16 protein-coding genes and 1 tRNA gene are annotated in these 12,815 nt (G+C 59.2%); 5 read left to right on the top strand and 12 right to left on the bottom strand.

Annotated features, from left to right (window positions below; genetic code table 11):
- Positions 1 to 201 precede the first annotated feature (201 nt).
- Positions 202 to 289 (top strand) — tRNA-Ser (locus ASD64_RS03865).
- A 322-nt stretch (positions 290 to 611) separates the two neighbouring features.
- On the opposite strand, the gene ASD64_RS03860 is transcribed toward ASD64_RS03865, so the two are convergent.
- Genes ASD64_RS03860 through ASD64_RS03850 form a run of 3 tightly spaced genes read right to left on the bottom strand, consistent with a single transcriptional unit; the run spans position 612 to position 1,248 of the window.
- Positions 612 to 797, bottom strand: a complete 186-nt coding sequence (locus ASD64_RS03860) for a hypothetical protein (RefSeq protein WP_056100958.1) — start codon at positions 795 to 797, stop codon at positions 612 to 614.
- A complete protein-coding gene (locus ASD64_RS03855) occupies positions 794 to 979 on the bottom strand; it encodes a hypothetical protein (RefSeq protein ID WP_056100955.1) in 186 nt (61 codons plus the stop codon). Before ASD64_RS03855 ends, ASD64_RS03860 begins: the two co-directional genes overlap by 4 nt.
- Positions 976 to 1,248 carry a hypothetical protein gene (locus ASD64_RS03850; RefSeq protein ID WP_056100953.1) on the bottom strand — a complete coding sequence of 91 codons (273 nt, stop codon included), beginning with the start codon at positions 1,246 to 1,248 and terminating at the stop codon, positions 976 to 978. Before ASD64_RS03850 ends, ASD64_RS03855 begins: the two co-directional genes overlap by 4 nt.
- 115 nt (positions 1,249 to 1,363) lie before the next feature.
- On the opposite strand from ASD64_RS03850, the gene ASD64_RS03845 reads away from it, so the two are divergent.
- From ASD64_RS03845 to ASD64_RS03825, 3 genes are all read left to right on the top strand, one after another.
- Positions 1,364 to 1,600 carry a helix-turn-helix domain-containing protein gene (locus ASD64_RS03845; RefSeq protein WP_200957794.1) on the top strand — a complete coding sequence of 79 codons (237 nt, stop codon included), beginning with the start codon at positions 1,364 to 1,366 and terminating at the stop codon, positions 1,598 to 1,600.
- Between the two features lie 1,034 nt (positions 1,601 to 2,634).
- Positions 2,635 to 2,829, top strand: coding sequence for a hypothetical protein (locus ASD64_RS03835; RefSeq protein ID WP_156459998.1), 195 nt, complete (start codon positions 2,635 to 2,637; stop codon positions 2,827 to 2,829).
- Positions 2,830 to 3,532: 703 nt separating this feature from the next.
- Positions 3,533 to 3,754: a hypothetical protein gene (locus ASD64_RS03825; protein ID WP_156459997.1), complete on the top strand. Its 222-nt coding sequence runs from the start codon at positions 3,533 to 3,535 to the stop codon at positions 3,752 to 3,754.
- Between the two features lie 20 nt (positions 3,755 to 3,774).
- Here the strand turns inward: ASD64_RS03825 and ASD64_RS03820 are convergent, their stop codons facing one another.
- Both ASD64_RS03820 and ASD64_RS03815 read right to left on the bottom strand, forming a co-directional pair.
- A complete protein-coding gene (locus tag ASD64_RS03820; RefSeq protein WP_056100931.1) occupies positions 3,775 to 5,889 on the bottom strand; it encodes a tape measure protein in 2,115 nt (704 codons plus the stop codon).
- Positions 5,879 to 6,073: a hypothetical protein gene (locus ASD64_RS03815; RefSeq protein ID WP_056100928.1), complete on the bottom strand. Its 195-nt coding sequence runs from the start codon at positions 6,071 to 6,073 to the stop codon at positions 5,879 to 5,881. Before ASD64_RS03815 ends, ASD64_RS03820 begins: the two co-directional genes overlap by 11 nt.
- 105 nt (positions 6,074 to 6,178) lie before the next feature.
- On the opposite strand from ASD64_RS03815, the gene ASD64_RS03810 reads away from it, so the two are divergent.
- Positions 6,179 to 6,964, top strand: a complete 786-nt coding sequence (locus tag ASD64_RS03810; protein ID WP_056100925.1) for a hypothetical protein — start codon at positions 6,179 to 6,181, stop codon at positions 6,962 to 6,964.
- Positions 6,965 to 7,274: 310 nt separating this feature from the next.
- Here ASD64_RS03810 and ASD64_RS03805 read toward each other — a convergent pair whose 3' ends face one another.
- The 7 genes from ASD64_RS03805 to ASD64_RS21455 all read right to left on the bottom strand — a co-directional run bounded on the left by ASD64_RS03805 (position 7,275) and on the right by ASD64_RS21455 (position 12,043).
- On the bottom strand, positions 7,275 to 7,787 hold the full coding sequence (locus tag ASD64_RS03805) for an HK97 family phage prohead protease (RefSeq protein WP_056100922.1): 513 nt from the start codon (positions 7,785 to 7,787) through the stop codon (positions 7,275 to 7,277).
- Entirely contained in the window at positions 7,777 to 7,959 is a 183-nt protein-coding gene (locus tag ASD64_RS03800; RefSeq protein ID WP_056100919.1) for a hypothetical protein, read from the bottom strand. The genes ASD64_RS03805 and ASD64_RS03800 overlap by 11 nt, the downstream gene beginning before the upstream one ends.
- A complete protein-coding gene (locus tag ASD64_RS03795; protein ID WP_056100916.1) occupies positions 7,949 to 8,539 on the bottom strand; it encodes a hypothetical protein in 591 nt (196 codons plus the stop codon). The genes ASD64_RS03800 and ASD64_RS03795 overlap by 11 nt, the downstream gene beginning before the upstream one ends.
- Entirely contained in the window at positions 8,536 to 9,066 is a 531-nt protein-coding gene (locus ASD64_RS03790; RefSeq protein ID WP_056100913.1) for a hypothetical protein, read from the bottom strand. Before ASD64_RS03790 ends, ASD64_RS03795 begins: the two co-directional genes overlap by 4 nt.
- A 216-nt stretch (positions 9,067 to 9,282) precedes the next feature.
- On the bottom strand, positions 9,283 to 10,392 hold the full coding sequence (locus ASD64_RS20885; protein ID WP_156459996.1) for a hypothetical protein: 1,110 nt from the start codon (positions 10,390 to 10,392) through the stop codon (positions 9,283 to 9,285).
- A gap of 237 nt (positions 10,393 to 10,629) precedes the next feature.
- Entirely contained in the window at positions 10,630 to 10,791 is a 162-nt protein-coding gene (locus tag ASD64_RS20880; RefSeq protein WP_156459995.1) for a hypothetical protein, read from the bottom strand.
- 265 nt (positions 10,792 to 11,056) lie between these two features.
- Positions 11,057 to 12,043: an AAA family ATPase gene (locus ASD64_RS21455; protein WP_274533351.1), complete on the bottom strand. Its 987-nt coding sequence runs from the start codon at positions 12,041 to 12,043 to the stop codon at positions 11,057 to 11,059.
- Positions 12,044 to 12,815 lie beyond the last annotated feature (772 nt).

The raw sequence follows: 12,815 nt of genomic DNA, 5'->3' as shown, positions 1-12,815 counted from the left end.
TGGGAGGCACTGCCATCGGCGTCCCGCTCGGCCTCTATTCCCGTGCGGCGCCAGGAAAGCAGGCGGATGCCGCAGAACAGGTTGACGCTGCGATCTGCAGCGCGGTAAAGGCGAAACCGTAAAGGCATTCGATAGCAGAACGGTCGAAAGCGCTTCAATCGAAAGCGATCAGAAGCGAGCAGTGCTGACGAAATCGATGCTGGATGGGTGGCCGAGCGGTTTAAGGCACCGGTCTTGAAAACCGGCGTGGGGCAACTCACCGTGGGTTCGAATCCCACCCCATCCGCCATGCCATCAATAAAATCAATGGTTTAGGCATATAATTCAAATTTATCATAACGATAAGCCTAACGATGTTCGCGCCTCCTAAGAGAAAAGCCCGCCACCCTTTCGGATGACGGGCTACAGCGCGGGAGGAGACGGGTGAATGAAGCCCGGACCACGCCGATGGGAAGCTCGCGTCCGCCGGGTGGTGCGTCAGCGTCGCGAGCCTGCGGCTGATCATGCCGCATTGTTCGTATGAATGATGGATCCCCCGGCGCGATTCGAACGCGCATCATCCATTACGGCTAGAAGGTTAGAAATCCTCGGCCGATACAGGGGCAATAGGGTTAGATCGTCTCGCCCCAGATTTTGGCCGCGACCATGGCCGTCATCTCTGCTGCGGCTTGCGCCACGCCGGCTTCGAAGTCGGTTTTGGCTGCGGCCGCTTCTGCGAGTAATTTCGCCTTGCGCTGGCGCAGCGAGTCGAGGCCACCGGGCGACGGCTCGTTATTTTTGGCGGCTGAAGGGGTCATCTCGCCGCCTCGATTTCGCGCGCCGTGCGGTTGGCGATGTTGAGCAGAAAGCCGCATACGTCCTTCATGCTGGGTTCGGATTGTAGCTGGCCGATAGCCAGGACAAGCGAACAAAGCTCGGCGGTGGCCGATTCCATGTCGAAGCTCTTGGCCGGAGCATCGGGTTTAGTGTGGGCGTTCATTCTTCTTCACCTCCGGTTTCCTCAAAAGCATTCAGCGCCTCCATCACGCGGACAGCCTGAAAGTCCTCGATTTCCTCGTCGCTGCCCGCCTCATCGGCGTAAGCCCGCAGCGACATGTAGATGCGGACTTCCATCACGAGCGCTTTGATCGCTTCTTTCGCCTTCGCTTCCAGGTCGGCCAATCGTCTATCGCCCTCCGCGCCGGACAGATCAATGTTGTCCAGGCCGAGGCGGCGGTGGATGTCGGTGGGAATGCTGTGCTGGTTCATAGTTGGTGTCTCCTCTTTCGAAAACCGAAAGCGTTATCCTTTTTCGAAAAACAAAAGTCAACACGTTTTTCAAAAGAGGTTGCGATTTTCAAAGCGGCCTGCGTATGTGCTGGCTATGACACCCGAACAATGCAGAGCAGCTAGAGCATTAAAGGACTGGACGCAGAGCGACCTCGCCAAGGCTTCTGGCGTGAGCGATCTGACGATAAGGAATTTCGAACGCAGCAAGACGACGCTTCAGCCAGCAACCCTTCAGGTTCTGCGCACCGCCCTCGAAGCCGCCGGCGTCCTATTCATCGACAGCAACGGCAACGGGCCTGGCGTGCGGCTGCGGGATCGGCTGAAACAATGACCACCCGATTGGTCACAACTCGCCAAGTTAAGGCAGCAAAGGTACTACTGCGTTGGTCACAAGCGGAATTGGCCGTTCGGGCCACGGTAGCTCCCACTACTTTGAAACGGCTGGAAGCATCCGATGGCGAACTTGGCGGAACCTCCGCGACTAAAGAAAAAATTATCGGAGCGCTAGAGTCTGCTGGGATCGAGTTCCTGGACGTAAGCGGCGTGCGGCTGTCTAGACGTCAAGTCCAATAGTCATCATCCATCAGAAGGCGTATAGTTAGCTGTCGCTAAAGTTCACCCGACTTGGCGGCGTGCCGGCCTCACTCCCCTCACAAACGCGAGGCCGGGATGACTAAGGCCGGCGCGGGTTAAATCATCTATTGCACACCCGCGCCGGCTTCAAATTTGAGCGCTGCGGAACCAACTGCCTGTTACCCCGTTTGCGAGCCGGAGGATCCGGCCGTGTTCAATCAATTTTTCTGGTCATTTTACACCATCACTGTCCTAGGCGGTGTCGCCGCGCTTGCGGTGATGACATTTGTACAGCTGCGCAGATTGGCCCTAACGCGAGGCGGTAGAAGCGTCCCTTGCCGAGCGCCCCCATTCCCCGTATTGTAATCGTGCTGGCCACCCATAGTCAGCGTTGATGCTCGGGACGATCCGAGCTTCTCCTTCCAACAACTCAGCCTCGCTTTGGCGGGGCTTTTTTGCACCATGTTTACCCCACCGCCCACGTCTTGTGCTCGCTGCTGACGGGAGGAAAGCTCCACACCACGCGCGACGAGCACCGAGGACACTTTAATCGTTGCGGTAACAGCCCGATCGGAAACGACGCGCCTCGAGTCGCGACCAGCGTCGGCAAATCCAGATCCTGGCGAAAATTGCACTCCCGCCCGCGCTTCATGCCATTGGTGTACGGGCCAAGCGCGCAGGCCATCCAGACCTTGCCGCTGTAGGCAAATGCGTCGCCGAGGGTTTCTATTTGCATGGAGAACAAAATAGGAACATAATGGCAGGAGTCAATCGCGAGGTGGTGTTATGCGAGTGAGACAAAAACTGAGTCCGCGCGACGAAGTCCGGCTGCAAAAGGCTGCCGAAATAGCCATTGCCACATACGGCGGCGACGTCGTGGAGGCACTGAAGGTTGCTCTTGTTCACAACGGAGAACTGGAGGACGCAATACGAGCGGTGTCGATCGCTCACCCCGGCCTGTTCAAAATCACGGAAGACGCGATGTAAGGGCACCGGGGTTGCCTGACGACTGCGCTAACGCCAACTTCTTGCGTCCCGATCGCGCTCTTCCAAGGCATGCCGCATGGCCTGCTCCCGATTGCACTTATACTTCTTACAATAACTGTCGATCAGCGCCTGGCGACGCTCCTCGCCCATCATCCCGAAGACATTGCGAAATCGAAGTTCGGTCGACGATACTTTGCGCCGAAAGGGGTTTCGGAGCCTTACGCCGTTTATGGTCAGTACGAGCATGCACGCGAATACAACCGCTACAATTGCGAGTGCGGCGGAGGCGATATTATCACGAAGTAACGCTGTGATCTCGTGCATCCCCATAACTCGGTCTATAGCGTAGTGAGCCTTCCATCGCGTTACACAAGTCGCTAAAATTACCGTCTTCCCGCGGTGCGTTTGTTTTTCTACAGCGACACGTTCCGTCTCTGCGAATCCTTGACAGCCGCACATCGGCTTCCGCCTGCCCCCCACAATGGGAACGCCGTTACCCGCAGCGAGGAAATCCCAGCATCCGACGTCTGCGGGCCGCATGATACCCGGGACGGAACCAAAACGCGCCTTTGCCGTTGGCTAACAGCGTCACTGCCCTAGTGGTGATGCGTGCATTTAGGCTGGCAGGCTCCGATTGAACACACTGTCAAGTCGCGCATCGAGCGCGGCATGCCTACATCCGAAAAAAGAAAGGATGTACGCCATGAGCAATCAAACGAAGTCTGCCCTCTTCGTAGTCGCCTCGGTTGTCGTGGCAGCGCTGATTGCCATTGCGGCCACCGTCGGCGTGTTGGAGTCGCTTTTGTTTGCGGGCTTCACCGCGTCCGTGGCTATCATGGCGACCATGGTGGCGGTGTCACTCGACGCGCGGTATCCCGAAGAGTACCAGCCGGTTCGCGTGTCGTGGCGGGAGCGCAGGAAGTAGGCCGGGCCGAAGCCCGGCCGTCATAGCGACACGTTCCGCCGCTGTGCATCCCGCACCGCAGCCACAACCCGGCCAGGCAACTCTGCGTCCCGCTTGCGCATGGCTGCTTCCAGCCGTATGATTGCGGCCGGATCAGCGCCGCGCGCATCTATGGTGGTGCGAGCGTCGATGGTCAGCCCACCGCCGCCCGACTTCATCCCACGCGGCAACACGACCTCGCCTTTCTGCAGGATAGCCGGAACTTCGCCGGGCTTTAGACCAGCGATTCCGCCGCTGTGATAACGCGGTGCGCCAGCAAATACGCCGGGGGAGAACGAACGGCCGTGCCCGTAGCCCGACGAGCCGGCAATACCGCCCTTGTGCAGAATTCCCGGAATGATGGCGCCGCCGAAGATACCTTTAAACCCGCCGCCGGACCCGCCCTTGCCGAACCCATCAAACAGCCCATCCAGCGCCATATCGAGCAGCTTGTCGCCGATCTTGCCTAGTGCGCCTGCCAGCGCATCCGCAGCCGATTTGCCGTCGAGCAGGTCATGGATGAACCCGCCCATGACGTCCTTGCCCAAATCACGCATTTCTTCTGCGGACTGGCGGGCCTTGTCCTGGCTTTCCGCAAGTTGCTCGGCCGCAACGCTGGCGTTGGCATATCCGGTGGCCAACCCTCGTATCGATTCGGCCAAAGCCCGCGCGGTCGGCGACATTCCCTCCAAATTGCCATTCAGGAGTTGTTGAGCGTCCGTAAATTCGGACGCTCCCGCAATACCGGCCTTTTGCGCAGCGTTGAGCAAGTCCTGCGTGGACCGGGCCTTTTCTAGCGCAAAGCCGTAGTCGTCGATCAGCGGATTGATCCCCGCCATCGCCGCCGTTTCGGCTTGTATGGCTGCCGTGCGCTCCTTGATCTGCTCGATTTCGCGCTGCAGGTCGTCTTGGCGTTCGCGGGAGCCACGGGAACCACGGGCGGACTTACCGCCTGTGACTGGATAATCCGCCAACGTGACCGGCCGCACGACGGTCCCCTTGCTTACGGTCAGTTCCGTACCAGCTCGCCCCGACTTCGGCGCGGCGGTACCAACAAAGGCGCCATCAATGCGATCTTTGATGCGGCCTTGAGACACAAAGGGCTTAGCGCCAAGGGCGCGGCCAACCTCGTCCAAGCCTGTCAATCTACCCATGTCCGCGGATAGCTGCAGCACGGCATCCGATGCCCAATCTACGTAGCTGATAAACTGCGAAATCGGATCGACCAGCCAGTTAAATACCGCACCGGCTTCTTGAATCGCGCCGGTCAACGGTCCGTTCAGAAAATCCGAAAGCACGCGGCTGGCGTCAGTCGAATCCCCGAGTTTTGTTGCCACGTCGGTCAGGACGTTTTGCAGCCGAACAAATGAGCCGGAAACGGTTTGCTCCGCGCCGGCAAGACGTTCATCCAGAACTGAAGCGCCAGCTTGGATGCCGTCAAAGAATGCCTTGCTGGACACATCGCCGCCCTTGACCAACGCGGTGAGCTTCGCAACCGAACCGCCGGCCTCCGTAATACCCGCCGCTGCAGCTTGCAAAAGACCCGGCATTCCGTCGATCAAGCTGTTGTATTCTTCGGCCTGGATCTTGCCACCACCGAGAGCCTGCGAAAGCTGAAGCAGCGCGCCGCTGGCCTGGGCCGCATCGCCACCGGATAGCTTGATTGCCTTGCCCACGGTGTCGACGAGGCCGACAATCTGCTCGGAGGAAACTCCAAGCTCTTTCTGGGCGAGCGACACCCGACTATAGAGCGTGACAAGCCCTTCGATCGGTGCCTGGTTCCGCTGCGCCGCATCAAACAACTGGCCATACACTTTGGCCAGCTCCTCGCCGGTAATGCCGGTTGATTTAAGTGCGTTTTGAATTTTGGTGGCGGAATCCAGCAACTGCTGCACACCCTGAGCGGAGAATCCGGCCGCCAGTCCACCGAGCAAGCCCCGGCCGAAGCTGCCGGAAAACGACATTGACGACGCGACGCGCTTATTCATCCGCGCAAATCGGCTCTCTATGGCCTTGGCTTGACGGTTGGTCACGCCCATCGCGCGGTTAAGGGCGTTCTCGTACTTTTTAATGTCGGCCGATAGCTGGACGACGAGTTTCTCCATATCAACGGCCATCGCGCACCTCCGTCCAGATAGTGAGCAAGTCGATGGCGTCGGCCAGCCTGTCGGTTTCCGCCGCCCAAGTAGCTAAGGCAACGGTTAGCAGCGCGTCCGCTGTGATGGTTGGGTCAATGCCAAGCGCAACGCAAGCGCCGGCAGTGCGCTCCGCCGAAGCGTGCGCAATGTCGTAAGAGTCCATGAGGTTTCCTATGAAAAACCCGCGCGAGGCGGGCTGGTGTTTAGTCCTGGTTTGCTGTCAATCTCGCGACCTGGATACTGATTTCCGGGCGATCGAGAGCAAAAAATGACAGGTACTAACGTCTATGAGATGGCAGCAGACCTCTCGATCGCTGCCATACAAGATGCAATATCCAAGATGGCTGCGAAGTTAGATGCACCTGTTCTCGTGAAAACGAGTGCCGTGCCACACTTTCGATATCGTGATCCTGGCATACGCGAGGCCTTAGTCTTGAAAACGGTTCGTATGCTCAGCGCGCTGCTTTCACTTCGAGCGCTTATTCGAGCGGGACTGTCTCTCGATGCGGGCGCAATAATGCGGATACTGGATGAAACAGGGTCTGACATCCAATTTCTTGCCGGCCCGCTTATATTTCAATCGAAGCCAGAAAAGAGCCACGAACGATATCTCAACGAGTTCGTTCAGGAAGAATTTGACCACCCAAGTCCCCTGAAGTCTACCCAGAAGCGTGACCGCGTTTCACGTCGCGACATAAGGGCTTACGTGGCTCGCACATACAATGCAGGATCGGATGTGAGTGCAGCCGTTGCTGTAGCCGAAACTATAGAAAAGACGTTTTCGGGATTTATTCACGGTGCGATGTGCCACATCATGGATGCATATGACGGCATAGCTTTTCGCGCGCCCATGTTACCCACAGATGATCCAGTCGAGGCAATGGCCGACCAGTTCAGCCAGTACGTTCATCGTGCTCTGATGGATACTGCCCTGGCGGCTAAAGCGCTTGGCGATGAAGACTTATTCTCCGATTTGTATCAGTTGCAAATCGAGTTGTTCAATGAGTGGGGAGACTATCGAGCAGCACCATCTCGGGGACCTTCGTCTGCGTGACCCTCAACATTTCAATCTGATTTATGTGCGCTCTTGGCCCCATCCGGTCCGTGAAAGGCAGTGGCGGGAAGGATCTGACCCAGCCCCCCCTACGTCCCAAAAACGCGGTCGCATTCTGCCATTGCAGCAGGGTCGACAACCCGCACACTGACCGCACGTGGGCGACCATCAGGGCCGGGCTCTGTATCGTAGCGAACATGATCGCCTCGCTCGACCGGCTCAGAGTCAGCGGCGCGGAAATACAGGTTGCCGGCGTCGGTGGCGATGAAGCCAAACCGGCCGGGAAAGCTAACTACTCGACCGACCGGCATCAGATTCCCCTCGCGTGCATGGCAGCTTCCGCCTTTGCGCGGACACGACGAGCAGCGCTCGATGCGTTGGACCGCGAGATGCTGGCGCTTGTCGTCGGATATGCGGGAAACGCCGTGAGCGTGATCTCAAACAGATCCACGTCCTCGATGATACGGAGCGGCAGCTTGACACCACCGTCCTCCCACCTTTCGGCACGGACACGAAAACCAAACGAGCAGCCTTTAACATCCTGGCGACCGACTGTTCCCAGCGCTGACTGCCCCTCCGGCGTGGAGGGATCGACATCGAGGCTGAACCACAACCCGATACGGTCCTCCCGCAGCGTGAGCGTACCGGCAGTCGTCCGTCCGAGCACGCGGCCGGAATCATGGTCCAGCAACATCACCACATCCGGCTTCTCACGCAGCGACCGGGCGAAAGCGCCCGGTGCCAGTTTCTCACGGAATTCGCCGGCAATGACAGTCGCGTCACCGAACCGTGCGGCATAGCCACTGATTGTATTATTGGGCAAGTTTCTTCTCCGCTGCGTCTAACTTGGCCTCTCGCTGGCCAAGCCGGGACTTTGACCGAAGCTCCCGAGCGATATCCACGGGATCGGTGTTGGCGTACCGCTCGACCTTGCCGGGCAGCTTGATCGTGCGCTTCGACTTGGCGCGGCGTTCGGTGCTTTTTTCAATCGCCATAGCCGGCAGCCTCCGCATCGCGGATGAATCGGGTAATGCGCCGGTCGGCTTCATTCGAACTTCCGAGCCAAACTGGGGACATGGGCACCAGACTCGTCCACGCGATATCCTCTGCCTCAAGCTGCCAACGAAGTTCGTCATAAGCCTTGTGGGCCTCATCCAGCGTCCGCATGGCGGCTACCATGGCCCGAACGCGGCGAGCGTATTCTGGTCGGGCAGAAGCGCAGACGACACGTGAAGCAGCGCCCCTGGCGTCCCGAATTCTCTGATCGATAACGCGCAAGGCTTGGTCCAAGTCGGAAATATCAGTGTTGACCTTGGCGAGCCGCTTCCGGTTGAAAGCCTTCGTTCCGGGTTCGTCGCCAAGTAGTTCGGCGATAGAGGGCCGGACCTCATGGCTGGTATCGGAGGCGATAGCTTTCTGCAGGGCGCGCTGCTCGGTGCTCAGTTCTCGCTGCTTATCCTGCAGTTCACCGCGCCTCACCTGGAGGGCGGCATAACCCCCATCGGCTTCAGACAGGGACGGCACGCGGTATGGCTCGGATGCTACCGGCGCGGATTTCTTCAGTAGTGCCATCATTTTATCTCCGTAAAAAGTTCGCGCAGGGCATCGACCAAGGCCGCGCCGTTGATGGTGGTGGATTTACGATGGCCGGTTTCGGCCCAATGCGACGCCAGCGCCCCGATCTCGCGGAAGCGGGACGCGCTGCCGGTTGAGTGGATGGCGATCTCCGGCCAGTTCGAGATCATCTCGATCTGCTCGCGCCGCAGAAGGGCAGCGTCGCCGTGGATGGCGATGTCTGCCCAGATGTCGAGGGCGCGGCCGGCCGTGTCGATAGAGGCAGGCGCACCATCAAGATTGGCACCACCCGGCGTCATGGCACGATAAGCCGCAACGCTGTCTGCAATGGCGCGGAGGGGCGCATCGACAGAACATCCGATCACGATGTCCACGACGTGTTCCGCGTCGAGTTCCGGTGATTTACCGGGGCCGCCAGCAGGCAACCTGCCGGCGTCGGTGAGCGCGCGGGCGACTGCCTTGGCGCGGGGTTTATCGAAGCCTATCCGAGCGCACAGGGCGTCGATGGCCTCCAATGTGGTTGGCATTGGTTTACCTTTCGATTTTGGAAAATGACTATTGTTGAGGGTAAAAGAAAACCCGGCACGAAGCCGGGCAAGGTGCTAAGGACAACAACAGAGCATAGCACTGTGGTGTCACTACTTACGCGTCGGCCTAACGTGATTTGGCACCGAGTTGTTTAGGCCGTACAGCCCCGCTGGCGCGATCCTTCTTGTTTGGCTAGGCAAGTACCAGAAACAAGCTTAGGCCGCCTGTGCTGCGCGCTGCGGGCGATTGTCGTTACTCGCAACCAATGCTCGGCTTGCGGCCAACAGGGCCTTTCCTCCGGCGCGATCTCTTGAGCCACCTTTGTAGCCAAGGACTCCGCCGATCGATTCCAGATTGCCGCGAGCCGCTACTTCCTCGATGATTGGCGACAGGGCCTTGGTCTCGGGCATCTGCCACGACGGCGCTGGAACGCTGGCCGTCTGTTTGGCGCTGCTGATTCCCGCAATGAAGCGAGCCCCCCGTGCTATGACGGTCGGGCAACGCGTCGCAGGGAACGGCAATCTTTCGAACGGAACGCTACCGTCAACCCCAAACGCCACAAGCTCAGCCCGCGCTTCCGCAACGCCGTATCTGCCCTCGCGATCGATCTGGCCGCAGATATTCATCGATTTATCAGGAGCGCGCCGCTGCAGGGGCGTCAGCATGGGCATCAAGGCCGGTTCGCCAGACATGGGTCGCCGGTAGCCATCAACGCGCAATGGTGACGGGATAGCCGCGGGCATTGCGAGATAGGCCGCAATCGCGGCATTCGTCCGGTGGGGTCGCTTTCCGCCACGCGGCTTGCTGGTGGTATACGATGGCCGCTGTTCCTTGCCGGTGGCGTCGGTGTAGCTGATCATGAGACCGCCATGCTGCTTGACGGCACCCTTACCGGTCGCGAATGTCATTCCTGCCAGGTGCGCGCGCGTGCCGTCAAAAGTGGGTCGAAGGTGGCCGCCTTCCGTTGGCCACATCATCCGGTGTGGTAATCGCATGCACCAGCCTAGCGGTGCGGAGCGCCCCGTATAGGGGAACTCGACCCACCCGAGGGCGCGGCATAGATCGCGCTCTGATGGACGGATTTCGTGCAATGCCTCGGCGTGGATCTCGTCCGGGCCGCCTTGCGTTGGCTCTGCTAGCGTTTCGCTGGTCAACGTCTCATCGGGTGCGACACAGGTTTCAGCATCATCGGCATTTACACCAGCCGGATTCAGATAGCCTGGTGCCGACTCGTGATGTGTCTGGTGGCGGGAGTCGCGGATTGCCTCAATCACCGCAAGCGCGGCAGCGGGATCTTTTTTGGCGAGCCAGCGCAGGGCCGGCATTCCGCCTCTGTATTTCGTCATCTTGGTTTGTCCTTATGATCGCCGTCTTAGTGCGGCTTCAGAATTTCGTATTTTGCGGATGCGAAAAGTTCCTTAAGCCGCCAGTGTTGGCGGTGAACGCCCCAGAAAGGCGACCCACCCCCTCCCACTTTTTTTTCCGCCATTATGCACGCGGATTTCTGTGGCTAGGTGCGACGGTCATGGGATGGAGGTTGGCAGAGACTGACGTACCCCCCCTCATGCCGCGTCCCTCTCGCGGTCGTTCTGGTTGGCGGGTCGGAGGTCAGGGCGTTCCTTGTAAAGCTCGGCCCAGGTGATGCGCCTGCCAAGCCGTGGCCGAGCCACAGTGACGGGGCGGCCGGTCATGTCGCGGATGGGTTCGTCGGTGGTAATGGTCATGCTGGAGCTCCAATGCTGAAATCGTCCCATCGTCCGTTACCCAGTAAACTGGTCCGTACGGACGACGTGGGGTGGGGCATAAATGCCCCCCCACCACCTATTGTTTTTAAGAAATAGCCGTCCGTATCGTACTGTTTGATTTCGTTGATGTTTCTGCCGATTTTGATGCGCTCCGTCCGTGATTTCGTCCGATGGGACGATTGTGGGACGCTTGGCTCAAAATCGTGCTCTTGCCGTCCCATCGTTTTGAGGCGTTTGGGACGGCCTATTCGTCATCGCCGTAACGCTTGTTTGCCTTGCCTACGAAAGCCTCTATTGCCTCCGCACTGTGCCTGTCGGCAGCAGCTTCAGCGGCTGCTGCTTCGCCCGGTTTGGATAATTTCCATCCGTTGCGGGCATAGGTGACCAGTTTGTCGCGCTTCAGTTTGTCGGATGCGTACGAGACGCGCCGCTTGTCTGGCTCGCCATCCTTCATCCAGCCAAGGCTCTCAGCCATGGACTTGAGCGACTGCTTGCCATCGCGCCTGATTTCCAGAAGTACGGAGTCCTCGTCCCTACGGGCCGTGGCGGCGTTGGCCCGTGCGTCCGAGGATGTTAACGACCTTGCCATCACCGTGGGAATTTGCCGGCCCTTACTGTCGACAAGCTGCGGTGCGGACACCGTCTGAAGCTCGAACTGTATCGGGTCGAACTCGACGCCGCGGTGTTTGCCTTGCCAGTGCATCCGTGCACCACCAGGTGCCTTGGCTAAGGTCAGATTCCCGTCCACCTCGTTCAGGAATGCGCCGCCTCCGCGGGGCAAGAGATTGTCGGCCCCTGCATTCTTCACCGGGTGCGCGGCAGTGAATACGCAAGGCGCGCCGGGCAGTTCCGTCAGTGCGCGCATGTCCCTGGCGTGTTTGCCGTTCTGGACGTTGGAGTTTTCGTCATCGCCCTGAAAGAATGCGGCACTGGTGTCGATGATGATGAGGTCGACGCCCCCCATCGCCGTGGCCGCTTTCTTTATTTCTCCGATAGACTCCGGGATATTGTAGGTTCCGGCGATGAAGTGGACGTCGATATTTTCGGGGTCAAAGCCAAGCTCCGCCGCCATGGCAATCCAACGCATCTGGACGTCCACGGGGTTCTCGCCAGCGCTGTAGATGACCTTGCCTTTACGGACGTCACGGTCACCCAGGCGCTTTCCCAAGGCGGTGCAATAGGCAATGAGCAGCAGTACGGCAGTCTTGCCGGCGCCCGTCATTCCCGTCAGCGAATAGAAGAANCGGTCACCCAGGCGCTTTCCCAAGGCGGTGCAATAGGCAATGAGCAGCAGTACGGCAGTCTTGCCGGCGCCCGTCATTCCCGTCAGCGAATAGAAGAAAGCGGCCTGCGCAATGCCGTCGATATGATAATCCGGCGGTACGAAATCGCGCACGAAGTCACCACTCGATTGCACACCTGGAAAGCGCTTCTTCTCAGGCTTCCGATTATCATTCGCAGGCACAGGTGGTTCACGTTTCGGCTTCGGTGCGGTGAGTGCAGCGATGGCGCTAGTAGCTACGGGCGTTTGCTCTTGGCCGAATTTCCCCCATAGCCTCGCGAAGTCCGTGCGGGCTGCTTGTTCGGTAGGATAACGCCCGAGCCAATCACCGGTGGCTGACAGGAATAGCGCCGCAGCAACTTCCGCAGCGAGGCCGTCGAATGCCAACCTCTCGACTACGCGGGCAGCGTGTGACGACCTGTCCCTCTCATCGTTCGCCGCGAGAAGCAACGCAGCTTCCACTGAAACCTCGACGCCGTCGACATCTGGAAGGTCGCCCAAAACTACAGGCGGTGCGTCTACCTTGCCCGCGAATTGCGACACCGAAACCGCAAATGCGGTAGAGTCGGTAAACGTGCCGTCCCAAGGCTCAGCTACGGCAACTGTGACCGGTTCTGGTGACCTCCCGCGCGCCAACTTCGCCCCGTTGGGCCAGTTCATCGTACCTGGCACGCGCCAGACGTGCGTGATGTCAGCGGTACCGTGGTCGGACCCTGTGGCT

This window comes from Mesorhizobium sp. Root157 (assembly GCF_001427385.1).
Lineage (GTDB): Bacteria > Pseudomonadota > Alphaproteobacteria > Rhizobiales > Rhizobiaceae > Mesorhizobium.
The sequence above is the reverse complement of the archived record's forward strand: the minus strand, read 5'-3'. Positions and strand labels throughout refer to the sequence as shown.